Genomic DNA, 26,613 nt, shown 5'->3' with positions numbered 1-26,613 from the left:
ATCTGACTTCCGTTTTTTCGGATCCTGGGCTGAATCACTATGAAATGGCAGCACTTGATATGGCGCGCCGTATCGAACGTACAATAGAAAGGGTGACTAGAATGGCTTTTGAATTTCGATTGCCGGATATCGGTGAAGGTATCCACGAAGGTGAAATAGTAAAATGGTTTATCAAGGCCGGAGACACGATCGAAGAAGACGATATTCTATGTGAAGTACAGAATGATAAAGCGGTCGTAGAAATCCCGTCTCCTGTTTCAGGAACTATCGAGGAAGTGCTCGTAGACGAAGGAACGGTTGCAGTCGTTGGAGATGTACTCGTAAAAATCGATTCCCCGGATGCCGATGATGTTCACTTCAAAGGCGGGAAAGACGACGAAGAAAAACCGGCTCCTGAAGCGAAACAAGAAGAGAAACAAGAAGAAACAGAAGAGCAGGTTCAATCAGGAACAGCTGAATCAGGCGAAAATGTCGAAAAAGAAGCAGCTCCTGAAAGCAAACCACAAGGCGAAACTGGTGCCGGCGATCAGCCACAAGCTGATGAAGCAGACAGCGATCCGAACAAACGCGTCATCGCGATGCCATCTGTGCGCAAATTTGCGCGTGAAAAAGAAGTCGATATTAAGAAAGTCAAAGGCTCTGGCGACAACGGGCGCATTATGAAACAAGACATCGAAGCGTTCTTGGACGGCGGCCAGGAGCAAGAAGCGCCAGCAGCAGAACAGGAAGCTGCTTCACAAGAAACAGAAGAAACAAAAGAAGCGCCAGCAGCTGCAGCCGCTCCAGAAGGTGAATTCCCAGAAACGCGCGAAAAAATGTCCGGCATGCGCAAAGCCATCGCCAAAGCAATGGTGCATTCGAAGCATACCGCTCCTCACGTCGCGTTGATGGACGAAGTCGATGTAACCGAACTCGTAGCACACCGTAAAAAATTCAAAGACATCGCTGCCGAAAAAGACATTAAGTTGACGTACTTGCCGTATGTCGTTAAAGCTTTAGTCAGCACATTGCGTGAATTCCCAGCGCTGAACACATCGTTCGACGACGAAACCGGTGAAGTAATCCAAAAACATTACTTCAATATCGGAATTGCCGCTGATACAGATAAAGGATTGCTCGTTCCGGTCATCAAGCATGCAGACCGCAAATCCGTGTTCTCCGTCTCTGATGAAATTAACCAGCTTGCAACAAAAGCGCGCGACGGCAAATTGTCATCTGCTGAAATGAAAGGCGCGTCATGCTCGATTACAAACATCGGATCTGCAGGCGGCCAATGGTTTACGCCAGTCATTAACCATCCGGAAGTTGCTATTTTGGGCATTGGGCGCATTGCCGAAAAACCGGTAGTGAAAAATGGTGAAATTGTAGCAGCTCCTGTGTTAGCATTGTCATTGAGCTTCGATCACCGCATGATCGACGGAGCAACTGCACAACATGCATTAAATCACATCAAGCGTTTGTTAAGTGAACCAGAATTACTATTAATGGAGGCGTAAAACTTATGGTAGTAGGAGATTTCCCAATCGAAACAGACACGCTCGTCATCGGCTCAGGCCCTGGCGGCTATGTCGCAGCTATCCGTGCAGCACAGACTGGCCAAAAAGTGACCATCGTTGAGAAAGAATACATCGGCGGCGTTTGTTTGAACGTCGGCTGTATCCCTTCAAAAGCGATGATCTCTGTCGGCCACCGTTTTGAAGAAGCCCAGCATTCTGATGATATGGGCATCGTGGCAAAAGAAGTTTCTTTGAACTTCGAAAAAGCGCAATCGTTCAAAGACAGCGTCGTTAAGAAATTGACTGGCGGCGTTGAATCCTTGCTAAAAGGCAATAAAGTGGAAATCGTCCGCGGCGAAGCATATTTCGTAGACGAAAACACTGTCCGCATCATGGACGCGGATTCTGCTCAAACGTATAAGTTCAAAAACGCGATTATTGCAACGGGTTCACGCCCAGTTGAAATTCCAACATTCAAGTATTCAGAGCGCGTGATCGATTCGTCTGGCGCATTGGCTTTGAAAGAAGTACCGAAAAAACTGCTCGTCATCGGCGGCGGCTATATCGGAACTGAGCTTGGAACGGCCTATGCCAATATGGGTTCTGAAGTAACAATCCTTGAAGGCGCACCAGACATTCTCGCTGGATTTGAAAAGCAAATGACGTCAATCGTCAAAAAAGGCTTGAAGAAAAAAGGCGTTGAAGTCATCACAAAAGCATCTGCTAAAGGCGTAGAAGAATCAGATTCAGGCGTTTCGGTTTCATACGAAGCAGGCGGCGAAGAGAAAACAATCGACGCAGACTACGTATTGGTAACTGTCGGTCGCCGTCCGAACACAGATGAAATGGGCCTTGAAGAGCTCAACATCAAAATGGGCGAGCGCGGGCTTATCGAAGTTGATAAGCAATGCCGTACAAGCATCCCGAACATTTATGCAATCGGTGATATTGTCGCTGGTCTTCAATTGGCTCACAAAGCATCTTACGAAGGCAAAGTTGCTGCTGAAGCGATTGCTGGTGAAAAATCAGAAGTTGACTACATGGCGATTCCAGCGGTTTGCTTTACAGACCCTGAACTTGCAAGTGTTGGTTTGACGGAAGAACAAGCTAAAGAAGAAGGTTTTGAAGTGACAGCAGCGAAATTCCCGTTTGGCGCAAACGGCCGTGCTTTGTCATTGAACTCTTCTGAAGGCTTTGTGAAATTGGTATCCCGTAAAGAAGATGGTTTGTTGCTAGGTGGACAAATCGTTGGAGCGGGCGCTTCTGACATGGTTGCAGAAATTGGCTTGGCAATCGAAGCGGGCATGACTGTGGAAGACATCGCAATGACGATCCACGCTCACCCGACATTGGCTGAGATTACAATGGAAGCGGCAGAAGTAGCTCTAGGTACGCCGATTCACATCATCAAATAATTAACTTTAAAAGGACCGCAAAATGCGGTCCTTTTTTCTATGCCTTATCCAGCGATACTATGTTAAAATTTTACACAGGGAGGTTGGTTATGAAAAAACGAAATTGGCTGCTGTCGGCATGTGCAGTATTTTTACTCGGGGCGTGTTCCGATGAAACTGCACAGGAACCGGTAGATCCAGCACAAGATGAAGCAACACCAACAGAAATTGAGGAAGATATCGCATCCGAATCGGCAAGCGAACAAAAGGATCAAGCACAAATAGAAGAGCAAGAAAATGCTGAGGAGCAAGAGTCGGAAGAAGCCAGCGAGCAGGCTGCCAAACCGCGTTACCGCATCAATCCTCAAAACTCGAAAGTTGAAGCGATTGGCGATGCAAACGAACAAGCGGTGTTGATCACGATCGATGATGCGCCGGATACATATGCTTTGGAGATGGCCGAGACCTTGAAAGAACTCGATGTCCCAGCTATCTTTTTCGTCAATGGGCATTTCCTGGATACTGAAGAAGAACAAGAGAACTTGTCTGAAATTCACGACATGGGCTTCGCAATCGGCAATCATACGAATACCCATGTGAATTTGAAGCAGTCTACAGAAAGCGTCCAGCAAGAAGAAATCTTGTTGCTAAACGATCGTGTTGAGGCAATCATCGGAGAGGCACCGAAATTTTTCCGTGCTCCTTTTGGTGTCAATACCGAGTTTAGTAAAGCGCTCGTTCAAGAACAAGGCATGGTACGCATGAACTGGACTTACGGCTATGATTATATGCAAGGCTATATGGAAACTGAAGCGTTGACAGACATTATGGTCAATGCCCCTGAACTCAATAACGGCGGAAATCTGCTGATGCATGACAGGGAATGGACCAATGAAGCTTTGCCGCAAATTATTGAAGGGCTGCGTAAAAAAGGGTATGAATTTGTAGATCCGAACGAAATAGAAGGGATCTGATCGTAAAAAAGGTTCCGGCGCAAATTGCGCTGGAACCTTTTTATTGTAATTGTATACCATTAGCGGAATGCATGATGTTCTTTGATGACGTGTAGAGTTTGAAGTGAATCATCTTCCGGTCCTTGCACGGGCAAACCTGCTTTGACGTTGGTGTGGATATAGGAAATGTTTTCCTCGGTAATGATCTCTCCTGGAATGAATATGGGAATGCCTGGAGGATAAACCATAATAAACTCAGCAGAAATGCGGCCAACTGCATCATCTATCGGTATAATTTCAGTCTCTGCATAAAAAGCATCACGCGGCGTCACAGCTAAACGTGGAATTTCTGGCAATAAGACGACAGGTTCCGACACTGCCTGTTCTGTCTCCAAAGCTTCACTCATGCGCTGCAAGGCGTTCACGAGCAAATTGATTTCTTTGCGGCTGTCGCCAAGCGTGACTAAGCATAAGATATTGTATAAATCGGACAGTTCGATTTCGATATTGGCATTCTCGCGCAGCCATTCCTCCGCTTGATGGCCAGTAATGCCAAGGTTTTTGACGCTGATCAATAATTTGGTCGGGTCCATATCGTAAGTGGCAGAAGAATTGAGCAATTCTTTTCCAACACATACGAGATGAGGAATTTTATTGATTCGTTTGCGTGCGTCTTGTGCCAGGCGGATGGTTTGGTCGATCAAGTCAAATCCGTGTATGGCAAGTTGGCGGCGCGCAGTATCAAGTGAGGCAAGAATCGGATAAGAAGTCGATGTAGTCGTAAGCATCGACAGAGTCGCTTGTACGCGCTTTGGCGACACCAAGCCCTCACGCACATTCAATACGGAGCTTTGTGTCATGGAGCCTCCTAGTTTATGAACAGATGTGGCTGCCATGTCCGCGCCCGCTGCCATGGCGGAAACCGGCAACGATTTATGGAAATGGATATGAACGCCGTGTGCCTCATCGACGAGCACGGGAATAGACTTGCTATGTGCAACATCGACAATGCGCTTCAAGTCTGCCGCGACCCCAAAATAAGTTGGATTGATGACGAGCACAGCCTTGGCATCGGGGTATTCAATTAAAGCTTTTTCAACGGATTCAGGTGAAATACCGTGGGAAATTCCTAATTCCGGATCGACTTCTGGGTGAATGAAGACAGGAATAGCGCCGGCAAAAACAATGGCCGACATGATCGATTTATGGACATTGCGCGGGACCAAGATTTTATCGTTTGGCCCGACAACGCTCAAGATCATTGTCATGATGGCGCCGCTCGTTCCTTGGACCGAGAAAAAGGTATGGTCAGCCCCGAAGGCTTTTGCTGCCAGCTCTTGCGCTTGTTTAATAGCGCCTTTTGGGGAATGGAGGTCATCGAGTGGTGCTATATTGATTAAGTCGATAGACAGAATATTATCGCCGACAAATTCCCGAAAAGCGGGATCGACTCCTTGCCCTTTTTTATGGCCGGGAATGTGGAATTGTATGGGATGCCGATTCCGATGCTTCAATAAGGCATCAAAGAGCGGCGTTTCGAGTTGTGACAATGGGACGTGCACCTCACTTTTTCAAAATGAAAACAAGAAAAATTATAGCATGCAAGTCTCTTCGTTACTATACATATAGTACAGATGTCTGACTTATTTTCAGCATCCTGACATAAGGTAGATGCAATCAACAGGAAATTTTGAGATGGAAGCGAATAGACATGGAGAGGACGAAAAAAAGGAGTGGGATTATGGCGTTTCAGACAAGAGTTACTGAACTACTCGGCATCGACTATCCAATCATTCAAGGCGGCCTGGCTTATTTGGCTTATGCTGAGTTAGCAGCGGCAGTTTCAAATGCCGGGGGATTAGGCCAGATTACGGCGATGAGTCTACCGGGGCCAGATGAATTGCGGACAGAGATTCGTAAAGTACGGAAATTGACTGACAAGCCGTTCGGAGTGAACTTTGCAATAGGAGAACATGGCCGAGCGTTCTCGCATATGTTAGATGTCGCAATCGAAGAGCGTGTGCCGGTGGTGTCGATGACAGGTGGCAATCCGACGCCGATTTTTGAACAATTGAAAGGCACAGATATTAAGAAGCTGGTCTTGGTAGCAGCTAGGCGGCAAGCGGAAAAGGCAGAAAAGCTCGGTGCTGACGCCGTCATGGTGGTCGGTCATGAAGGTGGGGGGCATCTCGGTCGTGATGACATCGGGACAATGGTCTTGATCCCCCAAGTAGTCGATGCAGTATCGATTCCTGTAATCGCATCGGGAGGCATTGGCGATGGCCGTGGCTGGATGGCAGCGCATGCTCTTGGAGCGGAAGGAATCGAAATGGGCACGCGTTTCATTGCAACACAAGAATGCATTCACGCATCTCCACTATATAAACAACAGTTGATTGACAGCACAGAAAACGATACAGTAATTATTAAGCGCAGCATTGGCGCACCAGCCCGTACTTTGTCGAATACATGGACCGACCGAATTTTAGAAATCGAGAAAGAAACGCCGAGCTATGAAGCGTTGAAAGATTATATTAGTGGATCTGCCAATAAACGCTATATTTATGACGGCGAACAAGAGCGTGGTTTCGGCTGGGCGGGACAAGTGACCGGATTGATCCGGGATGTGCCGACAGTACAGCAATTGTTTGACCGGATGATCCAGCAAACAGAAGAAATCCGCAATCGTTGGGGGAATATTGAAAGAGAGTAGGTGACAGCAATGGAATACTCATATCCATTTTCTATCGATTGGACGACTGAAGAGATTGTCGAAGTCGTAGAATTTTTTGAAGCGATAGAAAAAGCTTATGAAAAAGGGATCAACCGTCAAGAACTGATGGACAAATACCGCAAGTTCAAAAAAGTGGTGCCATCGATGGCAGAAGAAAAAACATACTTCCGTGAGTTCGAAGAGGAAAGCGGCTATGTCAGCTTCCAAGTTGTTAAGAAAATGAAGGAAGCTTCAGGTGACGACTTGATTCGCATTAAACGATAGAAAAAACCGCCGTTCAGCGAACGGCGGTTTTTTCCAGAGTGTTGAAGAAGTCTATGGTTTGCTCTCAACTATGAAAAAATAGCGTCTTTTGCTTTCTTCAACAGTTAATGACCTCTCTGAGTATTTGGAGAAGTGTTCGCTCGACTCCTGTGGATCAGCGAGACGACCGAGACCCCGCAAGGCGCGTAGCGGCTGAGGAGGCTTGGGCGCGAGCCCACGGAAAGCGAGCGATAAGCTTCGGAAAATACGGCTTTATCACTTTCTCGACAACCTGAAAAAAACCGCTGTTCAGCGAACGGCGGTTTTTTCATGGGCTAAAAGTAAATTCCGGTAAACTGGCAGCAGTTCTCGGAAGGTTTCTTCTGCAAAGGCATAGAATCCGTCTTGGTCCAGTTCGGCAGCGTCAGAACGCGATAGATGTTTGCCGATGACCAATTCCCCTTTTTTTACGTCGCGCAGGCGCGAAAGCAATTTATCGACACCTTCTTCACCGAGCGAAGCAATACTAGTAGCTTCGGGCTTCATATGATCGCCTGACATCACAAAGTCGGATGGCAATTCAGCTAAAGCTTGAGTCGAGATCAGTTTATTTGCCATGGCTGCTTTTCCGGGAGCTTCGTAGATAACAGCGAGAATAACAAACACATGGCTTTCCCATAGGCCAATTTGGAAATGAGGTACAGCTTTATAGCCGCGTTTGTACGGCGCAAATGCTACCCAGCTGTCATTTGGCGGATTGACGGTCCGACGCATATGCTTTGCGACATGCGGAAAAAATTCATCTCCAGTTTCTCCGGAGAAATAAGCGGAAAAATCTTGCCCCAATGCTTCGAACTTCGGCCGCACATAAGCTTTCAATGCTTCCATGCGTGCTTCGAGCCCTGGGGTTTCAAATACTTCGAAATCTTGTTCAGTCCAGTATGGATTCACGGACATTCCCTCCTTAACTAATCGACACATTTATTTTAACGAAGTTTGGGAAGAATGAATATAAATAAGTTTTCAGTTGCGAAAAAGGGGGTAAAGATGTGTAATAAACATCACAATCGGAATATTCCGATTATGGGGGAAGGGGGGGCTCGATATGAAACAGATGATACAGATTATCCGAAAAGCGGATGTAGAAAAAGAGTACATCAACACCTTGAAGCTGGAACTTGATTACGAATTAGCCACCTTGTATGATGCCATGCAGCAAAATGACGGCGGCCAAAAAGACAAGAGCAAAAAACGGCTGGCAGAAATACAAGTAGAACTGGAGGCTCTTCATGCATTGTAAACAAACGACCATACCGTAGAAGCATCTGCTGGCTAAAGACAGTGGATGCTTTTTTCGTTATACTAAAAAGAAATAAGGGGGAGCTCATATGGACCAGCATGCAATGGACCGCTACATAAAATCAATGATCAAAGAAGCCGGACACCGGATACGCAATTCGTTTCTGAGTGACATTTCGGTAGATACGAAAGCCCACGCGAATGATTTGGTGACGAATGTCGATAAGGATGTGGAGAAGTTTTTCATTGAACATATTCGCAAAGATTTTCCAGGTCACCGCGTTTTTGGCGAAGAAGGATTCGGAGACAAGATTGAAGAGTTAAGCGGCACGGTATGGATGCTTGATCCGATTGATGGCACGATGAATTTCGTGCATCAACGGCGCAATTTCGCCATCTCGCTTGGAATTTATGAAGATGGCATCGGAAAGCTAGGCTATATTTATGACGTCGTCAACGACGATCTCTATCACGCAGTAGCAGGCGGCGGGGCTTATTATAACGATGAACGGCTGCCAATGCTAAAGGATACAGACATCAGTGAGTCGATCATCGGCATGAACTCCATGTGGGCGACACCGAACCGCCATGTGGAGCATGAAGCGACGATCCGCCTCGTCCATGAAGCGCGCGGCATGCGTTCTTATGGTTCTGCGGCACTCGAGTTGGCGTACTTGGCAAGCGGGCGCCTCGATGCCTATATTTCCATGAGGCTGTCGCCTTGGGATATTGCAGGAGGCATGGTCATGGCGAAGGAAGTTGGCGCTGTCGCCAGTAATTTTTCAGGTGAAGCGGCAAACTTGTTGAAATCAGACACCTTCATAGCAGCCAATCCATCCATTCATGGGAAGTTGTTGCAAGATTATATTAAACCGAAACCTAAATCATGAATCGAAAAAAGAGGCCGGAAAATCCCGGCCTCTTTTGTTCGTTTACAATGCGCCTGCGTCGCGCATTTCTTTTTTTCGTTTGAATCCAAAACCCATGATAACCAATAACAACAGGATGGAGAGAAACACGCCGACTACGCTGCGAAGTGCCACTGCGACCCCAATGAGCACCATCGCTCCGATTGCTGCCAGTGAAAATAGGACAAAAATCCATTTTATATTATGCCATGATTCTATGATCGCTTCTTTCATACCATCTAACCTCCTGCGTACAAGAAAATAAAATCGTAGGGTTTTTCCCCTATATGTGCTATACTAGCACAGTTATAGGCTCGAAAAAAGAATATTGGAGTGAAAGTATGACTAACCTTAGAAACGATTTACGCAACATTGCAATTATCGCACACGTTGACCACGGCAAAACGACATTGGTGGATCAGTTGCTTCAGCAATCAGGAATCTTCCGATCGAATGAACATGTTGATGAGCGGGCGATGGACTCAAACGACATTGAAAGAGAACGCGGAATTACAATCCTAGCAAAAAACACCGCGATTCAATATAAAGACGCTAAAATCAACATTTTGGATACTCCTGGACACGCTGATTTCGGCGGCGAAGTGGAGCGCATCATGAAAATGGTTGATGGCGTATTACTCGTTGTCGATGCGTACGAAGGCTGTATGCCACAGACACGCTTTGTCTTGAAAAAAGCGCTTGAGCAAAACCTCAAGCCGATTGTAGTCGTCAACAAAATCGACCGCGATTTCGCGCGTCCAGATGAAGTTGTCGATGAAGTCATCGAATTGTTCATCGAACTTGAAGCAAACGATGATCAACTGGAATTCCCGGTTATCTTCGCATCAGGCATGAACGGTACAGCAAGTCTTTCATCTGACCCAGCTGACCAAGAAGAAAACATGCAGGTTATCTACGATGCCATCATGGACCACGTACCGGCACCGATCGACAACCGTGAAGAACCACTTCAATTCCAAGTGGCACTTCTGGATTACAACGACTATGTCGGACGTATCGGTATCGGCCGTGTATTCCGTGGAACTATTGAAGTTGGACAATCTGTCTCTTTGATGAAATTAGATGGATCTGTTAAAAACTTCCGCATTACGAAAATTCACGGATTTATGGGCTTGAAGCGCATTGAGATCCAAAAAGCCGAAGCTGGCGATTTGATCGCAATCTCTGGACTAGAAGATATTAACGTCGGTGAGACGGTATGTCCTCAAGATCACCAGGAAGCCTTGCCAATTCTACGTATCGATGAGCCGACGCTGCAAATGACATTCCTTGTCAACAACAGCCCGTTCGCCGGTAAAGAAGGTAAATTCATTACATCAAGAAAAATCCAAGAGCGTTTGGATGCTCAATTAGAGACAGATGTTTCCTTGCGCGTTGATCCAACGGATTCTCCAGATGCATGGGTCGTTTCGGGCCGTGGCGAACTGCATCTATCAATCTTGATTGAAAACATGCGTCGTGAAGGATTCGAGATTCAAGTATCTAAACCTGAAGTTATTGTCCGTATGGTCGATGGCGTCCGCTGCGAACCGGTTGAACGCGTTCAAGTGGATGTACCTGAAGAGTATACTGGCGCAATCATCGAATCACTCGGTGAACGTAAAGGTGAAATGCTGGATATGATCAACAACGGAAGCGGACAAGTCCGTTTGGTATTTAATGTACCTGCCCGTGGGTTGATTGGTTACACAACTGAATTCCTTACGCAAACACGTGGTTACGGAATCATTAACCACACATTCGATAGCTACCAGCCAGTTGCATCAGGACGCGTAGGCGGCCGTCGCCAAGGCGTTCTCGTTTCCATGGAGCGCGGCAAATCTTCAACTTATGGCTTGATGGGCATCGAAGATCGCGGAACTTCATTTGTTGAAGTCGGAACTGAAATCTATGAAGGCATGATCGTCGGTGAACATAACCGCGACAACGACTTGACAGTTAACATCGTTAAGATCAAAGCGGCGACTAACATCCGTTCAGCCAACAAAGACCAGACGACGACGATGAAAAAAGCGCGTTTGATGAGCCTTGAAGAAGCACTTGAATACTTGAACGATGATGAGTACTGTGAAATCACTCCTCAATCGATCCGTTTGCGTAAGAAAATTCTCGACAAAAACGAGCGCGAGCGCATGGCGAAGAAAAAGAAAGTAGCCATCGAAGAATAAACAACTGGAAGGATGTATAATCCGTGGACGAGCAGGCTTTTGTCTATGAAAATATGTATCCGGTAGCCCGCATTCTTTACCAAAACTTGCCGAATTTCGATGTGGCAGGATATGCACTGTTTGCAGTCATCTTCCTGTTATCGGCATTGGTTTACAAACTGGGCTTTGCCAAGAAATTGTCGATCGGAAAAAATGCCGTCATCATCTTGTTTTTGGCTGCGGGTGGACTAGGGCTTACATTCTTAGCCTTTTTCCTTCCCGTTGTCGAAGGCTTGGTTATTGCCGCATTGATTCTCATCCTTTATAAAATCCGCCTATGGCGCGAAAAACGCGAAAACGCTGCTTCTCATTGAGAAGCAGCGTTTTTGCGTTCAAATGTCTTATAAAGGATCGGCAACAGCAAGGCATATGTCAGATGGGCCAGAATCCAATAGAGGAATGCCCCCATATCGCCCGGCTCCGGAACGTCTGCCTCGACGGCAAGCATCGAGAGCGGGAAGAACAGGAGATAGGTGGGCAAGGTCAGCACCAAGCTGATGATCGTCAATTGCCCGAACGTATAGCGCCGGCGTTTCGCAATATAAACGTAGACGATGCCGATCACTAGCGAGATGATCAAATGAAAAACGAACTCGGTCAACTCCGACCAATTCACTTGATTGACCAGCGGGATAAAGTCGATATTCAATAATAGTTCATAATTTCGCACGCCAGTTACGGCCTGCATCCACTTCAGCAATAATCCGAGAATGAGCCCGCTCCAGAAACCAATCCACAATCCTTTAAGAATTTTCATCAGAAATCATCCTCAATGCTGCGGGAGCTGCGGAAAAAATGAAACTGGCCAGTCGCCAGCCGCTCCTCGGTGCGTTTAGTGATACGGTCGTGGCAGCCTTCGCACATATGGGTATGAATTGGGCGATTACGCAGCCGTTTGGCTTGCAAAGTATCGTCTTCTAGTTCTTCAATCTTATCGCAAATGACACATTGAACACGCATAGCTATCCCTCCTATTCGACCCGAATCGCGGAGACGTGGGTAATCGGCTGATCAATATTCGAGCCATCCGGCAATAGGATATGAACCGGACCGTCATCACGAAGCGGTTTGCCGTCTTGGCTGAATTTGAAAATCAATTGCTTGGCATCTTCAATCGGGAAATCATGTTCACCTGAAGCAGTTTCGAACACGACTTTCGATGCGTCGCTAGCTGGCTCTGCATTCTCGAGGAATGGTTGGAAGCGCATGCCGAATGTTCCCGTCAACATGTCTTGTTTTTCCTGGCGCTTGTACTTTTTCTCAGAGTTCAAGGTCGGCGGAACAGTGGCGCCTTCCATAATTTCGCGTGACCAATGTTCGCCCATCCCGCGTTTATATTCTTCAAGCTCGTCTTTGTCAACATGCTCTTCGGTGAAGAAAGTCCGCAGATCCAATTTGCGGTCGTCAAAAATCCACACGGTAGGATCCAAAGTTAATTTGTATGTGACTTTCCCTTTAAACGGTATGATGAATTCCATAAACAAACCCTCCATTATAGTATCTCTCTTCTTCAGTATAACTGTTTGGCCACAATTCCCAAAGGGTTTAATCCCTTTGATGAGAGACTTGCAATTTAACAGCGTAAAAGATACACTTTAAACAGGCTAATGGAGCAGAAATACGAGTGATGGGGGAGTCCTCATGGAACATACAGAAGAACAGACTTATCAAGAAAAAGCGCTGGAACTCCTTAAAGCTGATGCAGAGAAAATTGAGCAATTGATCAAGGTGCAGATGGATCATCTGACTTTGCCTTCCTGCCCTTTATATGAAGAAGTTCTTGATACGCAAATGTTTGGCTTATCACGGGAAATCGATTTTGCCGTCAAACTCGGCTTGATCGAACGTGAGACCGGTAAAAATTTAATGGATACGCTGGAGAAGAAACTGTCCATCCTCCACGATGCGTATACAAATAAATGACCTAAAACTCAAACGATTCCAGTTTGAGTTTTTTTACTAATGAATCCAATTGAATGAGGTATAAAAACAATGAAATCCTACATCAAGAAATACGGCAAGTACATAGACTACCCGCTTCTCTTTGCCTATCTAGTCCTGACGATCTTCGGGCTGATCATGATTTACTCTGCCAGCATGGCCTGGTCTGTGAATTATTATAACGATCCCCCATCCCGCTTTTACAAACAGCAATTACTTAATTTGGCCATTGCTTATCCTGTGTTCTTGATTGCCGCTGTATTCCCGTACAAGCATTTCAAGAAAAAATGGATGATGGCCACCGTGCTCGCAGTAATCTTTACGGGTCTTATTCTTGTGCACTTTATCGGCTTTGCAGCAGGGGGAGCAAAAAGTTGGATCAGCCTAGGTTTCGCCAATATTCAGCCGTCGGAAGTTGCCAAAGTGGGCTTAATCTTTTATTTGGCTGGAGTATTTTCCAATAAATACCGAAACGGCTCCATCAACAAACTGAACGAATCGATTATCCCGCCAGTCATTATCTTGACAGCTGTGTTGATTTTAGTGTTTTTCGAACCCGACCTTGGTTCCATGGTTATCATTGGGGCAGTCGGATTGTCTGTTATGGCAGCATCTGGGGTGCGCTTGAAGCCGTTCGTCAAATTGGCGGGCATTGTCATCACCGCCACTGCCATTGTCATCGTACCCATGATGGTGTTCGCTCAGGACATTATTTTTACGGAAAAGCGCATGGGACGCATTGATGCGTTTTTCAACCCATTTTCCGACGAACTTGGTTTCGGCTTTCAAATTGTCAACGGCTATTTAGCCATCGGTTCAGGAGGGCTTAGCGGTCTTGGTCTTGGCCAGTCGATCCAAAAGCTTGGCTATCTGCCGGAGCCCCATACCGATTTCATCATGTCGGTCATCGCGGAAGAACTCGGGGTTCTCGGTGTCGTCGTCGTGATTGGCGGTCTAGGCTTTGTTGTGCTGCGTGGATTGTGGATTGCCATGACCACTAGCGACCCGCTTGCGCGCATGCTTGCAGCAGGTGTCGCAAGCATGATCGGCATCCAATCCTTCGTCAATCTGGGCGGACTTTCGGGCATTATTCCTTTAACTGGGGTAACACTTCCATTTATCAGCTATGGCGGAACTTCCGTAATTTTGTTATCGTTAGCTATGGGAGTATTAATGAATGTTTCCATGTTCAATAAATACGAAAAAACGAAAAAGTAAAGGGTGTGCGTCGGAGTGAAAGAGATTAACAAGATCTTAGTAGCCAACCGCGGAGAAATTGCCATTAGGATCTTCCGCGCCTGTACAGAACTGAATCTTCGGACAGTTGCGATTTATTCGCAGGAAGACAGCGGTTCGTTTCATCGTTACAAAGCTGACGAATCGTATTTAGTCGGCAAGGGCAAAAAGCCGATTGATGCTTATTTGGACATTGAAGACATCATTCGCATTGCCAAAGACTCAGGAGTGGACGCTATCCATCCAGGGTACGGATTCTTATCCGAAAATGTTCATTTCGCTCGGCGCTGTGAAGAAGAAGGTATCGTATTCATTGGCCCGACATCCAGACATCTCGATATGTTCGGGGATAAAGTTAAGGCCCGTGAGCAAGCAATTGCTGCAGGCATCCCGGTCATTCCAGGAACGGATGGACCGGTCGAATCGCTGGCAGAAGTGGAAGCATTCGCTGAACAAGCCGGATTCCCATTAATGATCAAAGCGTCACTCGGCGGAGGCGGGCGCGGCATGCGCATCGTCAAAGATGCAAGTGAACTTGCCTCAGCGTATGAACGTGCGAAATCGGAAGCGAAAGCTGCTTTCGGATCCGACGAAATGTATGTAGAGAAATTTGTCGATAAGCCAAAGCATATCGAAGTGCAAATTTTGGGCGATGCTGAAGGCAATGTCGTCCACTTGTATGAGCGGGATTGTTCGATCCAGCGGCGCCACCAGAAAGTCGTGGAAATCGCACCGTCCAACTCGATCAGCAATGAGTTGCGCAACGAAATTTGCGACGCTGCCGTAAAATTAATGAAAAACATCGATTACATAAATGCCGGTACTGTCGAATTTCTTGTGGCGGGTGAAGAATTTTACTTTATTGAAGTAAATCCCCGCATCCAAGTGGAGCATACGATTACCGAGATGGTTACAGGCATCGACATCGTTCATGCGCAAATCCATATCGCCCGTGGGCATATGTTGCACAGTGAAACAATTGCCATTCCCCAACAACAAGATATTCCGTTGTTCGGCTTCGCGATTCAGTCGCGCGTAACAACAGAAGATCCGTTAAATGATTTCATGCCGGATGCCGGAAAACTGATGGTCTACCGTTCAGGCGGCGGCTTTGGGGTGCGTTTGGATGCAGGAAACGGCTTCCAAGGAGCAGTTATTTCCCCGTTTTATGACTCATTGCTCGTGAAAGTGTCCACATGGGCAACCACGTTTAAAGAAGCGGCAGCCAAAATGGACCGCAATTTACAGGAATTCCGGATTCGCGGCATCAAAACCAATATTCCGTTTCTTGAAAATGTCGTAAAACATCAAAATTTCATCAACGGTGATTTTGACACCAGCTTTATCGATAGCACGCCGGAATTGTTCAAGTTCCCGGTGCGTCAAGACCGTGGGACGAAATTGCTTAGCTATATTGGCAATGTAACCGTAAACGGCTTCCCAGGCATCGAACAGAAAAAGAAACCGATCCACCCAGCGCCGCGTAAACCGGAAATCGACATCATTACTGAAGTTCCAGCCGGTACGAAGCAAATCCTTGACGAGCGTGGTCCTGAAGGATTGTCGAAATGGATTCTTGAGCAAGAGGATGTATTGCTGACGGATACAACTTTGCGCGATGCCCATCAGTCGCTTCTCGCAACACGGATGCGCTCACACGATATGTTTGCAGTCGCGAAAGAAACAGCTCGTCTCCAAAGCGATTTGTTTTCGATGGAGATGTGGGGCGGGGCAACATTTGACGTGTCCTATCGTTTCTTGAAAGAAGATCCGTGGCAGCGCCTCATCAAATTGCGTGAAGACATTCCAAATGTATTGTTCCAAATGTTATTCCGTGGAGCTAATGCAGTTGGGTATAAAAACTACCCAGACAATGTCATCCGTGAATTTGCTCGGACATCAGCGGAAGCGGGAATCGACGTATTCCGGATTTTCGATAGCCTGAACTGGATCAAAGGAATGGAAGTCGCGATTGATGAAGTCCGAAACTCTGGAAAAGTCGCAGAAGCGGCGATTTGCTATACAGGAGACATTCTTGATCCGAGCCGTGACAAATACACAGTGCAATACTATAAAGACATGGCAAAAGAGCTCGAAGCAGCAGGCGCGCACATTCTAGCGATCAAAGATATGGCGGGACTATTAAAGCCAGAAGCTGCTTACCGTCTCGTTTCTGAATTGAAGGACACGGTTTCTTTGCCGATCCACTTGCATACGCATGACACGAGCGGCAATGGCATCTATCAGTACTCCAAGGCGATTGAAGCTGGCGTCGACATCGTCGATACTGCACTCGGCACGATGGCGGGTCTTACATCACAGCCTAGCGCCAACTCGCTGTATTATGCGATGAGCGGCAGCAAGCGGAAAATCAAAGCGGATATCGAATCTCTAGAGACCATGTCTCATTATTGGGAAGATGTTCGCAAATATTACAGTGATTTCGAGAGCGGCATGAACAGCCCGCATTCTGAAATTTATGTCCATGAAATGCCAGGCGGACAGTACAGCAACCTACAACAACAGGCAAAAGCGGTCGGCCTTGGCATGCGCTGGGAAGAAGTGAAGGAAATGTACTCCCGCGTCAACATGCTGTTTGGCGACGTTGTAAAAGTTACGCCGTCATCGAAAGTCGTAGGAGACATGGCGTTGTTCATGGTCCAGAACGAATTGGATGAAACAACAGTCCTGACGCGCGGAGAGAATATCGACTTCCCTGAGTCGGTCATCGAGTTCTTCGAGGGGTATATCGGGCAACCGCATGGCGGCTTCCCGGAGCAATTGCAGAAAGTGATTTTGAAAGAACGCGAGCCAATTACGGTACGTCCGGGCGAACTGCTCGAACCTGCTGATTTTGACGCGATCCGTGAGACATTGTTCGAACGCCTGCAACGTCCAGTCACAAGCCACGAGGTATTGGCTTATGCTTTGTATCCAAAAGTGTTCGAAGAGTACAGCACGATGTACAAAACCTTTGGGAATGTATCGGTCCTTGATACATTAACTTTCCTTTACGGCATGCGTCTGAGCGAGGAAATCGAAGTAGAGATCGAAAAAGGCAAGACCTTGATGATTAAACTTGTTTCGATTGGCGAACCGCAAAAAGATGGTACACGCATCATCTATTTCGAATTGAACGGCCAACCGCGCGAAGTGAGTGTTCAAGATATGACGGTTGAAACCGATTCGGCAGCAAAACCAAAAGCCGATCCGACGAAAGAAAACCATATTGCAGCGACTATGCCTGGCACGGTCCTAAAAGTAATTGGTGAAAAAGGCTTGAAAGTAAAACGCGGCGACCATCTATTGGTCACAGAAGCGATGAAGATGGAGACCACCGTTCAAGCACCATTCGACGGTACAATCCAAGACATCTATGTAACAGCGGGCGACGGCATTTCAACAGGCGACTTGCTCATTGAAATGGAAGCCAAACAATAAAAAAAATCCGGTGCATATCGCACCGGTTTTTTTTAGCATATTGAAGAAGCCCATTATCCACTATTAATGAAAAGAGTGGGAGCCTATTTCACAATGAAAAATTAATGAACTCTCTCAGTATTTGGAGAAGCGTTCGCTCGTAACCCCTTCTGCTCAATAATGCTGCGCATTACTTTCACAAAGATAATGTCTCCCGAAGGTCGACCTTATCTTTCCTGTGGATCAGCTTCGGAAAATAAGACTTTTCACCTTTCTCGACAACCTGAAAAAAATCCGGTGCATATTGCACCGGATTTTTTATTTGGATTTAATGAATTTGCTTCTAGAGACGAGCAGGACCATATAGCATAACAATCCGAACAGCATCGAGATCAGCAAAGAGTGGAGCAAGGCTACTGCCAAGTTTAATTTCGTCAAGACGACGAGCATTCCCGACGTGGCTTGCAAAAGCACGATCGCGAAGGCGATCAGCCAGCCCCAATAGATGACACGCTGGTCGCGGTAGTGGCGATATGCGTGAAGCGCAATCACACCGATCCAAATAACGATAAGTGCCGCTGCAAAGCGGTGCCCCATTTGTACCCATTCATACATATTACCAGGCAGTGCGAATTGATCATTGCGGCATAAAGGCCAGTCGGAGCAAATCAGGCTCGATTCCGTATGCCGGACAAGTGCGCCTGTATAGACAACCACATACGAATACAGCGCAACGCCGAGTGTATGGAATTTCAATTTGCGGCCAATTTGCACTCGGTCTGCATCAAATTTGCGATCGACTTCAAAGATCAGCAAGGTTAACAGCAATACCGCAGCAAACGACAGGAGTGATATCCCAAAGTGAAGTGCTAAGATGAAATCACCTTGGCCCCAAAGAACTTGCGCAGCGCCGATCAAAGCCTGCAGCACGAGGAAGAAGACAGCCATAAAGGCGAGGAACTTCGTTTCGCGCACATGGCCGAACTTACGCCAAGCCCACACAGCCAAAATCACGATTAGAATACCAACCGTACCTGTGACCAAGCGGTGAGAAAACTCAATCAGCACCTCAGGAGTGATTTCGCGGGGAATCAAGTTGCCGTTGCAGTCAGGCCAGTTGCGGCCGCAGCCCATCCCGCTGTCGGTTTTAGTTACCAAAGCCCCGCCGAGGAGGATGAGGAGCATGCCGACAGATGCCAGAACCCCAAATATTTTTATATAAATGTTGCTTTTCAAAATGCCACCTACTTTTTTTAGAAAAACTTTTAACATGAACGATTACCTGCATACTCGATGATAGCGAAACTGCGTTTAAAATACAACGAGAAATGGGCGTTCGCCCAAACTTTCAAGAATTGGACATATTAAGGGCGACCTTCACAAACTGTTCAAAAACAACGATTTTTCTATCTTAAAATAACGAGGGGGCTACTGTATGATTAGAGATGAATATTTGTAAGACCAATTGCGTGAAATCATCATTTATATCAGGAAATTTCAGTAATATGTAGAAAAGAAGCTGGAATTTAGATATAGTTATGGTTAGCGGAATATGCTTACAACTTTGAAAGGAGGGAGTTATATGTCAAACGGCCGGTCTTTGCCTGCAGAACCGACTGACGCTGTAGAATCGAGCACGTTCACTAAAGATTTTCTGGCACTTATTAAGATTGGGATTGTAAACTCCAATTTAATTACTGTCTTTACGGGACTGTGGCTCGCTTTCCAGTTTTCGGATAAGAATTTCCTGGATCATATGGATATTCTCGTCTACACCATCGTCGGTTCGGCATTGATCATTGCGGGGTCTGCGGCGATGAATAATTATATCGACACAGATATTGACCCATTGATGGCTAGCAAAAGAGCCCGCCCGACAGTTACGGGCAGGTTCAAGCCATCCGCTGTCTTGGCACTCGCCATTTCTTTCATCGTTATAGGTGAACTCTTTTTGTTTTCCGCTTCTGTTTCAGCAGGTCTGTTTGGAATCGCCGGCATTCTGGCTTATGTGGTTCTCTATTCGATGTGGTCGAAGAGACGGCATGTCGGCAACACGATCGTCGGCAGCATTTCCGGCGCAATTCCGCCACTTATTGGCTGGGCTGCGGTGGAGCCGACGCTTGGCACGGGCGCATGGGCGCTGTTTCTGATTATGTTTATCTGGCAGCCTCCGCATTTTTATGCGCTTGCCATGAAACGGACGGAAGAGTATCGGGCTGCAAATATTCCGATGCTTCCGGTGGTAAAAGGATTCCACCGGACAAAAAAATCGATGCTTGCATGGGTTTTCCTGCTTTTCCCCTTACCGTTCCTGCTTATGGAACTGGGGATAGGCTTTATCATCTTAGCTACAGCGTTGAATATCGGATGGCTCGTACTTGCAATCCAGGGCTTCAAAGCAGCTGATGATTTGAAATGGGCGAAGAAAATGTTCATCTACTCGTTGAATTATATGACGATTCTATTTGTCTCGATGATCATTTTCGCAGTATTCGTCTAAATTTCACTTTTACTTAACTGTAAGATATTTTATTCAGAGAGGGGTATGAAAAGCTATGATGAAAGGACCTAAGAAATGGCGCCTTTTCGCTTTGATGACCGCATTGCTTGTTTTTCTTTCAGGCTGCGGGCGCGAAGAGATTTCGACGCTGATACCGGCTGGTAAGGTTGCTCAAGATCAGTTCAACTTGCTGATTTTGTCATCCATTGTCATGTTATTCGTTATCATCGTCGTTACAATCATCTATGTATTGGCAATTGTGAAATTCCGCCGTTCAAAAGTAGGGGAGGACATGATTCCTGAACAAGTTGAAGGAAGCGCGCGTCTTGAGTTTATCTGGACAGCGATTCCGATTGTCTTGCTTTTGATCCTCGCTGTTCCAACGGTCTACTCTACATTCGACCTGGCTGATGTCACAGCGATGGACGCACAGGACGAAGAGGGAGTCGCTGAGAACTTGACCGTTAACGTAACCGGTAAGCTTTACTGGTGGGAGTTCGAATATCCTGAACAGGAAATTCGCACTGCACAGGAACTGGTCGTTCCAACTGGCGAGCGCGTCTACTTCAATTTGATTGCGGCAGACGTTAAGCACTCGTTCTGGATCCCTTCGGTTGGCGGTAAACTCGACGTCAACCCTGAAAACGTCAACACCTTCTATTTGGAATTCGATAAAGAATCTTCAGAACTTGAAGAAGGCGTTTACTTCGGTAAATGTGCCGAGCTTTGTGGACCGTCCCACGCATTGATGGATTTCAAAGTCAAAACGCTTAACCGCGAAGACTTTGATGCTTGGGTAGCGGCAATGCAAGAAGAACAAGAAGCTCCTTCTGAAGCTCTTGCTCAAGAAGGTGAAGAATTGTTTGGCCCAGATGGTTTGAGCTGTATTCAATGTCACGCTGTAAACAGTGCTGGCGCAGCAACTGGAGTTGGACCGAACTTAACAACTTTCGGCGACCGTACGACAATTGCCGGCTTCATGGAACATGATGAAGAAACATTGAAAAACTGGATTGCTAATCCACAAGAATACAAACCAGGCAACTTGATGCCTGAAGCAGCTTCATTGAATGATGGCAAAGAACTTACCGACCAAGAGCTGAATGCACTCGCTGCATATTTGATGAGCTTGAAAGTTGAAGAGTAAACGTTAAAAAAGGAGGTAAACTATTGTGAGTTCTAACTCTCAGAAAAAGGGTTTCGGCGCTACAATTTGGGATTACATGACAACTGTAGACCATAAGAAAATCGCGATCCTCTACTTGATCTCCGGCGGATTTTTCTTCCTAGTCGGTGGTGTAGAAGCGATGATGATCCGGATTCAGCTAATGAAAGCCGGAAACGATTTCCTCAGTGCCGGAACATACAACGAAGTTTTAACGATGCACGGAACAACAATGATCTTCCTTGCAGCCATGCCAATTCTTTTGGCATTCATGAACGCCGTCTCACCTTTGCAAATTGGTGCGCGTGACGTAGCGTTTCCTTTCTTGAACTCACTTGGGTTCTGGCTATTCTTCTTCGGTGGTATCTTCCTAAACCTTTCATGGTTCTTAGGTGGGGCTCCGGATGCAGGATGGACAAACTACGCTTCTTTGGCACTCGCATCTGAAGGCCACGGAATCGATTTTTACTCACTCGGTTTGACGATTTCCGGTTTCGGTACTTTGATCGCAGGGATTAACTTCCTTGTAACGATCATCAATATGCGTGCACCGGGGATGACGTATATGAGAATGCCGCTTTTTACTTGGACGACATTTGTTGCGTCTGCGTTGATTCTACTGGCATTCCCTCCACTAACTGTCGGTATCTTCTTCATGGTATTCGACCGTTTGTTCGGGGCTAATTTCTTTGATGTAACGATGGGCGGTAACACGATCATTTGGGAGCATTTCTTCTGGATTTTCGGTCACCCGGAAGTTTACATTTTGATCTTGCCAGCGTTTGGTATTTTCTCTGAAATCTTCGCGATTTTCTCTCGTAAACGCCTATTCGGTTACACGGCTTTGGTATTTGCGACCATCCTAATCGGTTTCTACGGATTCATGGTTTGGGCTCACCACATGTTTACAGTTGGTCTCGGACCGACAGCTAACGCAGTGTTCGCCCTTGCAACGATGATTATCGCAGTTCCAACAGGGATCAAAATCTTTAACTGGCTACTTACGATCTGGGGAGGAAACATTTCCTTCACAGTGCCAATGATTTACGCAGTCGCGTTTATCCCGTCGTTCGTAGCAGGTGGGGTAACGGGCGTTATGCAGGCAATTGCACCGCTTGATTACCAGCTGCACGATTCTTACTTTATCGTTGCCCACTTCCATTACGTAATCGTTGGTGGGGTTGTACTCGCTATTTTAGCAGGTACGCATTTGTACTGGCCGAAAATGTTCGGTACGATGTTGAGCGAAAAACTTGGGAAATGGACGTTCTGGTTCTTCTTCACTGGTTTCCATTTGACGTTCTTTATCCAGCATTTCCTTGGCCTCATGGGCATGCCTCGCCGTGTTTACACGTTCGGAGCAGACCAAGGTTGGGATTTGTTTAACGCAATCAGCTCGGCTGGTGCCTTGCTGATGGCAATCGGTGTGATCATCATGCTCGTCAACGTCGTCATGACAGTTGCGAAAAATGAGCGCGTCGGTAATGACCCATGGGGCGACGGACGTACGCTAGAATGGGCGATCCCGTCACCACCGCCATTCTATAACTTTGCACAAACACCGCTTGTCCGTGGACTTGACCCATATTGGATCGAGAAAATGGAAGGCAATAAAGAAGGTATGGTCTATGCTGAGCCACTTGGCGATATTCACATGCCGAACGGTTCAATCATTCCTTTCGTCATTTCATTTGGTATGTTCACGGCTGCATTCGGTGCCATGTACCATATGGACGACCATGCATGGGCGCTTCCTGTATTAATCGTAGGTCTTGCGATTACATTTGGCTCGATGCTCGTTCGTTCATTGAAAGATGATCTTGGATTCCACATTTCGAAAGAAGAATTGATTGCAGATAACGAACGCATTCAAAAAGAAGCAAGAGCGCTGGAAGGAGGCAAAAAAGGTGGACTTAAATAAACGATATACCCCACAAACTTGGCCAGATCATCCTGAGACGGCGACGCTCGAAGGGAAGAACAAGTTCGTTGGTTTCTGGTTGCTACTCGCAGCTGAGACCGTCACCTTCGCCTCTCTTTTCGCAACTTATCTTGCGTTGAAAGACAAGGGCCCAAGCGGAATGGAATTTTCCGCTGCCGGCTTGTTCGAACTGCCGCTTGTTTTTGCCATGACGATGCTTCTTCTGACATCTTCGTTGACGAGTGTCTACGCGATGTATCATATGAAGAATCACAATTTCAAGGCCATGCAGGCTTGGCTAGGAATCACCGTTCTTTTAGGACTTGCGTTCCTTGGCTTGGAGATTTACGAGTTTAATCACTATGTACATCTTGGCTTTGGCTATACGAATAGTGCCTTCAGCTCCGCCTTTTATACTTTAGTCGGAACTCACGGGGCTCACGTAGTCTTCGGTCTTAGCTGGTTCATCGCATTGATGCTCCGGAACGCTAAACGTGGTTTGAACATGTACAATGCGCCGAAGTTTTACCTTGCCGCTCTTTACTGGCATTTCATTGACGTAGTATGGGTGTTCATCTTCACTGTAGTCTACTTGATGGGAGTGATCGGTTAATGGCTCACGATACTCACGATATTCACAGATCTCGAGCAGAGTTTGAATTTATTAAGAAAAAACGTGCTACGGAGATGCGTGGTCAGTTGACATCATTCGCTTTGATGATTTTCTTGACATTGATCGCGTTCACTTTGGTGGCAGCCGGATTCTCGACTTACTTAATCGTGCCAATTATTTTGCTATTGGCTGCAGTTCAAGTCGTACTTCAGCTGTATAACTTCATGCATATGAGTAATAAAGGACACGGCATGATGGCATTCTTCATGTTCAGTGGCATATTTGTTGCTTTTACCATTGTTCTCACAATGGTCACCATCGTTTGGTGGTAAATTATAAAAAACTCCGGACTTTTACAGTCCGGAGTTTTTTTTCAGGTTGTCGAGAAAGTTAAGAAGCCGTATTTTCCGAAGCTGATCGCTCGCTTTCCGTGGGGCGGGAATCGAGCCTCCTCGTTCGTTACACTTACTGCGGGGTCTCTCAAACCTACTAATCCCACAGGAAAGATAAGGTCGACCTACGGGAGACATTATCTTTGCGAAAGTAATGCGCAGCATTATTGAGCAGAAGGTTTTACGAGCGAACGCTTCTTCAAATACTTAGTTAGATCTTTGATTGTTGAATGTAGAAAAAGCTGGTTTTTCTCGTATTTGATAACGAATCATAGACTTCTTCAACACTCTGGAAAACGGGACTGTCTCATAAGTCCCTAAAATAAAACACACGGAGAAAAAATTCTTTTTCTCTGTCTGTTTTTGATTTATCGCTGAGGCACCTGAGAGTAGCCGGCTGATGGGAATGGAGACGTCGACTCCAGCGGGAGCAGTGACTGAGCTAAGCGAAGGAGCGACGCGAGCCGAAGAGCCTGGACTGAGCGAAGCGAGGGAAGCGGCTAAGGCCGTGCCCGCGGAAAGCGTCCGTCGAAATGGACATCAGCCTTTTCTTTAGAAAAAAAGAGACTGCTCCTAAAAGTCACTTTTCATGACCTTTTGGGACAGCCCCTTTTTTCTGTCTATGACCTGTATGCTTAGGCAAATGTCATGATTCGTTCATTGATATGACAACGCTTCCCCTATATAATGAGGTTACTTAAGGAAAAAGGAGGTACGGTCTAATGCCAATCAGTATTTTCGGCTTCGAGGCATTATGGAGCCCCTGGTATTTTGGATTTCTCGTACTGATTACACTTTTATATTTTGGGGTTACCATTAAGTGGAGACATAAATTCAGTGGCAGTGAGCCGCTTGAAACGAAACAGGCATCGCTCTTTGTGTCGGGAATGGCCTTGATTTATCTCTTGAAAGGCTCACCGATTGATTTGCTTGGGCACATCACCTTAACGATGCATATGGTCCAGATGGCGTTGCTGTTATTGCTGGCGGCACCGCTGATCATTATGGGGATTCCTTCTTACCTATGGCAAGCATTCATCAAGTTGCCGGTAATCAATCCGCTGTTCATGTTTTTCACGAAACCGCTGATTGCCTTGTTATTATTCAGCTTGTTCTTCTCCGTGTATCATTTGCCCTTAGTTTTTGACTTTGTCAAACAGGATATGTTGATTCATAGCATCGTCAGTACCTTGCTGTTTGTGGCAGCGCTTCTCTACTGGTGGCCGGTCGTCAATAACTTGGAAGGTATGCATAAATTCCATGGCCTCAAAAAGTTGGGGTACTTGTTTGGACTCAGCGTCTTAATGACGCCTGCTTGTGCTTTAATCATTTTTAGCACGACGCCGTTCTATGCGACTTATTCGGATGGAGACGCTTGGATGCAGGCGATGGCTTTATGTGTACCTGCAGGGACTCTGGCACAGCTTAACTTATCAGGCCCGGAGTTGTTTACGAACATGTCGCTGATTGAGGACCAACGAACAGGCGGCATCACGATGAAAATCATTCAGGAATTGGTATTCACGGTGTTCATTTGGCTGGTGTTCCATGAATGGCTCAAAAACGAAACAGCCAACGCCGATGAAATCACCGCGAAAGTATTGCAAGACCGTAAAGATATGGCGTATTACAGACATAATGGGCAGTGACCCAAAAGGAGTTTACTTAAATGAATTTGCCGCTATTGCCAACCATTAGTACATTTTTTATCGTCTTGAGCGCCATCTTGGTGGCGATCGGATGGAACTTGATCCTTAAACGCCGTATCGAAGCACATAAAAAAGTGATGCTTGGCGCTGGGGCTGCTGCTTTAACTTTTTTCATCATCTATGCTTCACGAACGCTATTCATTGGGAACACTGCATTCGGTGGGCCAGATGACCTGAAAATTTACTACACGATTTTCTTGATTTTCCATATCACGCTTGCAACGATTGGGGCTGTGATGGGGCTTGTTACCATTTACTTGGGCTTGAAAAACCGTCTAGACAAGCACCGCAAGATTGGGCCATATACAAGCGTTGTTTGGTTCTTTACCGCGATTACAGGTGTCATGGTGTATTTGTTGCTCTACGTGTTCTACGAAGGTGGAGACACGACTTCGGTGTTCAAAGCGATTCTCGGAGGATAATAAAAAGCACTGAGCAAATTTTGCTCAGTGCTTTTTTTA

The 26,613-nt window shown here is 46.4% G+C and carries 26 protein-coding genes; 19 read left to right on the top strand and 7 right to left on the bottom strand.

Annotated elements, in window-relative coordinates:
• Positions 1–101: 101 nt before the first annotated feature.
• From BBI11_RS10490 to BBI11_RS10480, 3 genes are all read left to right on the top strand, one after another.
• The gene (locus tag BBI11_RS10490; RefSeq protein ID WP_068463055.1) at positions 102–1,496 is read left to right on the top strand and encodes a dihydrolipoamide acetyltransferase family protein; all 1,395 of its coding nucleotides are present in this window, start codon (positions 102–104) and stop codon (positions 1,494–1,496) included.
• 5 nt (positions 1,497–1,501) lie between these two features.
• Positions 1,502–2,911, top strand: a complete 1,410-nt coding sequence (gene lpdA / locus BBI11_RS10485; RefSeq protein WP_068463054.1) for a dihydrolipoyl dehydrogenase — start codon at positions 1,502–1,504, stop codon at positions 2,909–2,911.
• A gap of 89 nt (positions 2,912–3,000) precedes the next feature.
• Positions 3,001–3,864: a polysaccharide deacetylase family protein gene (locus tag BBI11_RS10480; protein ID WP_068463052.1), complete on the top strand. Its 864-nt coding sequence runs from the start codon at positions 3,001–3,003 to the stop codon at positions 3,862–3,864.
• Positions 3,865–3,923: 59 nt separating this feature from the next.
• Here BBI11_RS10480 and BBI11_RS10475 read toward each other — a convergent pair whose 3' ends face one another.
• Positions 3,924–5,393 carry an aminotransferase class I/II-fold pyridoxal phosphate-dependent enzyme gene (locus BBI11_RS10475; RefSeq protein WP_068463050.1) on the bottom strand — a complete coding sequence of 490 codons (1,470 nt, stop codon included), beginning with the start codon at positions 5,391–5,393 and terminating at the stop codon, positions 3,924–3,926.
• 191 nt (positions 5,394–5,584) lie between these two features.
• On the opposite strand from BBI11_RS10475, the gene BBI11_RS10470 reads away from it, so the two are divergent.
• Both BBI11_RS10470 and BBI11_RS10465 read left to right on the top strand, forming a co-directional pair.
• Positions 5,585–6,556 carry an NAD(P)H-dependent flavin oxidoreductase gene (locus tag BBI11_RS10470; RefSeq protein WP_068463048.1) on the top strand — a complete coding sequence of 324 codons (972 nt, stop codon included), beginning with the start codon at positions 5,585–5,587 and terminating at the stop codon, positions 6,554–6,556.
• Positions 6,557–6,565: 9 nt separating this feature from the next.
• On the top strand, positions 6,566–6,841 hold the full coding sequence (locus BBI11_RS10465; protein ID WP_068463046.1) for a UPF0223 family protein: 276 nt from the start codon (positions 6,566–6,568) through the stop codon (positions 6,839–6,841).
• A 288-nt stretch (positions 6,842–7,129) separates the two neighbouring features.
• Here the strand turns inward: BBI11_RS10465 and BBI11_RS10460 are convergent, their stop codons facing one another.
• Entirely contained in the window at positions 7,130–7,777 is a 648-nt protein-coding gene (locus BBI11_RS10460) for a YktB family protein (protein ID WP_068463044.1), read from the bottom strand.
• Positions 7,778–7,925: 148 nt separating this feature from the next.
• Between BBI11_RS10460 and BBI11_RS10455 the strand changes: the two genes are divergently transcribed.
• Positions 7,926–8,120, top strand: a complete 195-nt coding sequence (locus BBI11_RS10455; protein WP_068463042.1) for a hypothetical protein — start codon at positions 7,926–7,928, stop codon at positions 8,118–8,120.
• Positions 8,121–8,208: 88 nt separating this feature from the next.
• Positions 8,209–9,009: an inositol monophosphatase family protein gene (locus BBI11_RS10450; protein WP_068463040.1), complete on the top strand. Its 801-nt coding sequence runs from the start codon at positions 8,209–8,211 to the stop codon at positions 9,007–9,009.
• Between the two features lie 42 nt (positions 9,010–9,051).
• On the opposite strand, the gene BBI11_RS10445 is transcribed toward BBI11_RS10450, so the two are convergent.
• Positions 9,052–9,261 carry a YlaF family protein gene (locus tag BBI11_RS10445; protein WP_068463038.1) on the bottom strand — a complete coding sequence of 70 codons (210 nt, stop codon included), beginning with the start codon at positions 9,259–9,261 and terminating at the stop codon, positions 9,052–9,054.
• Positions 9,262–9,368: 107 nt separating this feature from the next.
• Between BBI11_RS10445 and typA the strand changes: the two genes are divergently transcribed.
• Positions 9,369–11,216, top strand: coding sequence for a translational GTPase TypA (gene typA / locus BBI11_RS10440; protein WP_068463037.1), 1,848 nt, complete (start codon positions 9,369–9,371; stop codon positions 11,214–11,216).
• A 23-nt stretch (positions 11,217–11,239) separates the two neighbouring features.
• Positions 11,240–11,569: a YlaH-like family protein gene (locus BBI11_RS10435; RefSeq protein WP_068463036.1), complete on the top strand. Its 330-nt coding sequence runs from the start codon at positions 11,240–11,242 to the stop codon at positions 11,567–11,569.
• Here the strand turns inward: BBI11_RS10435 and BBI11_RS10430 are convergent.
• The 3 genes from BBI11_RS10430 to BBI11_RS10420 are packed head-to-tail and all read right to left on the bottom strand — an operon-like array spanning position 11,563 to position 12,733.
• The gene (locus tag BBI11_RS10430) at positions 11,563–12,012 is read right to left on the bottom strand and encodes a hypothetical protein (protein WP_068463035.1); all 450 of its coding nucleotides are present in this window, start codon (positions 12,010–12,012) and stop codon (positions 11,563–11,565) included. The genes BBI11_RS10435 and BBI11_RS10430 overlap by 7 nt on opposite strands.
• Positions 12,012–12,215 (bottom strand): YlaI family protein, encoded by a 204-nt coding sequence (locus tag BBI11_RS10425; protein WP_068463034.1) that lies wholly within the window; start codon positions 12,213–12,215, stop codon positions 12,012–12,014. The genes BBI11_RS10430 and BBI11_RS10425 overlap by 1 nt, the downstream gene beginning before the upstream one ends.
• A gap of 11 nt (positions 12,216–12,226) precedes the next feature.
• Positions 12,227–12,733 carry a hypothetical protein gene (locus BBI11_RS10420; RefSeq protein ID WP_068463032.1) on the bottom strand — a complete coding sequence of 169 codons (507 nt, stop codon included), beginning with the start codon at positions 12,731–12,733 and terminating at the stop codon, positions 12,227–12,229.
• A 163-nt stretch (positions 12,734–12,896) separates the two neighbouring features.
• On the opposite strand from BBI11_RS10420, the gene BBI11_RS10415 reads away from it, so the two are divergent.
• The 3 genes from BBI11_RS10415 (at position 12,897) to pyc (ending at position 17,873) form a co-directional block, all read left to right on the top strand.
• Positions 12,897–13,178 (top strand): Fpa/YlaN family protein, encoded by a 282-nt coding sequence (locus BBI11_RS10415; protein WP_058383475.1) that lies wholly within the window; start codon positions 12,897–12,899, stop codon positions 13,176–13,178.
• Positions 13,179–13,247: 69 nt separating this feature from the next.
• A complete protein-coding gene (locus tag BBI11_RS10410) occupies positions 13,248–14,414 on the top strand; it encodes an FtsW/RodA/SpoVE family cell cycle protein (protein WP_068463030.1) in 1,167 nt (388 codons plus the stop codon).
• A 15-nt stretch (positions 14,415–14,429) separates the two neighbouring features.
• The gene (pyc, locus tag BBI11_RS10405; RefSeq protein ID WP_068463029.1) at positions 14,430–17,873 is read left to right on the top strand and encodes a pyruvate carboxylase; all 3,444 of its coding nucleotides are present in this window, start codon (positions 14,430–14,432) and stop codon (positions 17,871–17,873) included.
• Between the two features lie 297 nt (positions 17,874–18,170).
• Here pyc and BBI11_RS10400 read toward each other — a convergent pair whose 3' ends face one another.
• Positions 18,171–19,124, bottom strand: a complete 954-nt coding sequence (locus BBI11_RS10400; RefSeq protein WP_156889059.1) for a COX15/CtaA family protein — start codon at positions 19,122–19,124, stop codon at positions 18,171–18,173.
• A 310-nt stretch (positions 19,125–19,434) separates the two neighbouring features.
• Here BBI11_RS10400 and cyoE point away from each other — a divergent pair, with 310 nt between their 5' ends.
• The 7 genes from cyoE to BBI11_RS10365 all read left to right on the top strand — a co-directional run bounded on the left by cyoE (position 19,435) and on the right by BBI11_RS10365 (position 26,574).
• Entirely contained in the window at positions 19,435–20,352 is a 918-nt protein-coding gene (cyoE, locus tag BBI11_RS10395) for a heme o synthase (protein ID WP_068463027.1), read from the top strand.
• 55 nt (positions 20,353–20,407) lie between these two features.
• Positions 20,408–21,499, top strand: a complete 1,092-nt coding sequence (coxB, locus tag BBI11_RS10390; RefSeq protein WP_068463025.1) for a cytochrome c oxidase subunit II — start codon at positions 20,408–20,410, stop codon at positions 21,497–21,499.
• 25 nt (positions 21,500–21,524) lie between these two features.
• The gene (locus tag BBI11_RS10385; protein WP_068463023.1) at positions 21,525–23,438 is read left to right on the top strand and encodes a cytochrome c oxidase subunit I; all 1,914 of its coding nucleotides are present in this window, start codon (positions 21,525–21,527) and stop codon (positions 23,436–23,438) included.
• Positions 23,425–24,051 carry a cytochrome (ubi)quinol oxidase subunit III gene (locus tag BBI11_RS10380; protein WP_068463021.1) on the top strand — a complete coding sequence of 209 codons (627 nt, stop codon included), beginning with the start codon at positions 23,425–23,427 and terminating at the stop codon, positions 24,049–24,051. The genes BBI11_RS10385 and BBI11_RS10380 overlap by 14 nt, the downstream gene beginning before the upstream one ends.
• Positions 24,051–24,383: a cytochrome c oxidase subunit IVB gene (ctaF, locus tag BBI11_RS10375; RefSeq protein WP_068463019.1), complete on the top strand. Its 333-nt coding sequence runs from the start codon at positions 24,051–24,053 to the stop codon at positions 24,381–24,383. The genes BBI11_RS10380 and ctaF overlap by 1 nt, the downstream gene beginning before the upstream one ends.
• A 782-nt stretch (positions 24,384–25,165) precedes the next feature.
• The gene (ctaG, locus tag BBI11_RS10370; protein ID WP_068463017.1) at positions 25,166–26,092 is read left to right on the top strand and encodes a cytochrome c oxidase assembly factor CtaG; all 927 of its coding nucleotides are present in this window, start codon (positions 25,166–25,168) and stop codon (positions 26,090–26,092) included.
• A 20-nt stretch (positions 26,093–26,112) separates the two neighbouring features.
• Positions 26,113–26,574 carry a DUF420 domain-containing protein gene (locus BBI11_RS10365; RefSeq protein WP_068463016.1) on the top strand — a complete coding sequence of 154 codons (462 nt, stop codon included), beginning with the start codon at positions 26,113–26,115 and terminating at the stop codon, positions 26,572–26,574.
• The last annotated feature ends 39 nt before the right edge of the window (positions 26,575–26,613 follow it).

It is taken from the genome of Planococcus maritimus (assembly GCF_001687625.2).
In the GTDB taxonomy this organism is placed as follows: domain Bacteria; phylum Bacillota; class Bacilli; order Bacillales_A; family Planococcaceae; genus Planococcus; species Planococcus maritimus.
Note: the sequence above shows the minus strand (reverse complement) of the source record. Positions and strands in the feature narration are given on the sequence as shown.

Excerpts from the sequence above, each read along its gene's own strand:
- BBI11_RS10490 (WP_068463055.1), top strand. The coding sequence starts at position 102 with ATGGCTTTTGAATTTCGATTGCCGGATATCGGTGAAGGTATCCACGAA.
- lpdA (WP_068463054.1), top strand. The coding sequence starts at position 1,502 with ATGGTAGTAGGAGATTTCCCAATCGAAACAGACACGCTCGTCATCGGC.
- BBI11_RS10480 (WP_068463052.1), top strand. The coding sequence starts at position 3,001 with ATGAAAAAACGAAATTGGCTGCTGTCGGCATGTGCAGTATTTTTACTC.
- BBI11_RS10470 (WP_068463048.1), top strand. The coding sequence starts at position 5,585 with ATGGCGTTTCAGACAAGAGTTACTGAACTACTCGGCATCGACTATCCA.
- BBI11_RS10465 (WP_068463046.1), top strand. The coding sequence starts at position 6,566 with ATGGAATACTCATATCCATTTTCTATCGATTGGACGACTGAAGAGATT.
- BBI11_RS10460 (WP_068463044.1), bottom strand. The coding sequence starts at position 7,777 with ATGTCCGTGAATCCATACTGGACTGAACAAGATTTCGAAGTATTTGAA.
- BBI11_RS10455 (WP_068463042.1), top strand. The coding sequence starts at position 7,926 with ATGAAACAGATGATACAGATTATCCGAAAAGCGGATGTAGAAAAAGAG.
- BBI11_RS10450 (WP_068463040.1), top strand. The coding sequence starts at position 8,209 with ATGGACCAGCATGCAATGGACCGCTACATAAAATCAATGATCAAAGAA.
- BBI11_RS10445 (WP_068463038.1), bottom strand. The coding sequence starts at position 9,261 with ATGAAAGAAGCGATCATAGAATCATGGCATAATATAAAATGGATTTTT.
- typA (WP_068463037.1), top strand. The coding sequence starts at position 9,369 with ATGACTAACCTTAGAAACGATTTACGCAACATTGCAATTATCGCACAC.
- BBI11_RS10430 (WP_068463035.1), bottom strand. The coding sequence starts at position 12,012 with ATGAAAATTCTTAAAGGATTGTGGATTGGTTTCTGGAGCGGGCTCATT.
- BBI11_RS10425 (WP_068463034.1), bottom strand. The coding sequence starts at position 12,215 with ATGCGTGTTCAATGTGTCATTTGCGATAAGATTGAAGAACTAGAAGAC.
- BBI11_RS10420 (WP_068463032.1), bottom strand. The coding sequence starts at position 12,733 with ATGGAATTCATCATACCGTTTAAAGGGAAAGTCACATACAAATTAACT.
- BBI11_RS10415 (WP_058383475.1), top strand. The coding sequence starts at position 12,897 with ATGGAACATACAGAAGAACAGACTTATCAAGAAAAAGCGCTGGAACTC.
- BBI11_RS10410 (WP_068463030.1), top strand. The coding sequence starts at position 13,248 with ATGAAATCCTACATCAAGAAATACGGCAAGTACATAGACTACCCGCTT.
- BBI11_RS10400 (WP_156889059.1), bottom strand. The coding sequence starts at position 19,124 with ATGTTAAAAGTTTTTCTAAAAAAAGTAGGTGGCATTTTGAAAAGCAAC.
- cyoE (WP_068463027.1), top strand. The coding sequence starts at position 19,435 with ATGTCAAACGGCCGGTCTTTGCCTGCAGAACCGACTGACGCTGTAGAA.
- coxB (WP_068463025.1), top strand. The coding sequence starts at position 20,408 with ATGATGAAAGGACCTAAGAAATGGCGCCTTTTCGCTTTGATGACCGCA.
- ctaF (WP_068463019.1), top strand. The coding sequence starts at position 24,051 with ATGGCTCACGATACTCACGATATTCACAGATCTCGAGCAGAGTTTGAA.
- ctaG (WP_068463017.1), top strand. The coding sequence starts at position 25,166 with ATGCCAATCAGTATTTTCGGCTTCGAGGCATTATGGAGCCCCTGGTAT.
- BBI11_RS10365 (WP_068463016.1), top strand. The coding sequence starts at position 26,113 with ATGAATTTGCCGCTATTGCCAACCATTAGTACATTTTTTATCGTCTTG.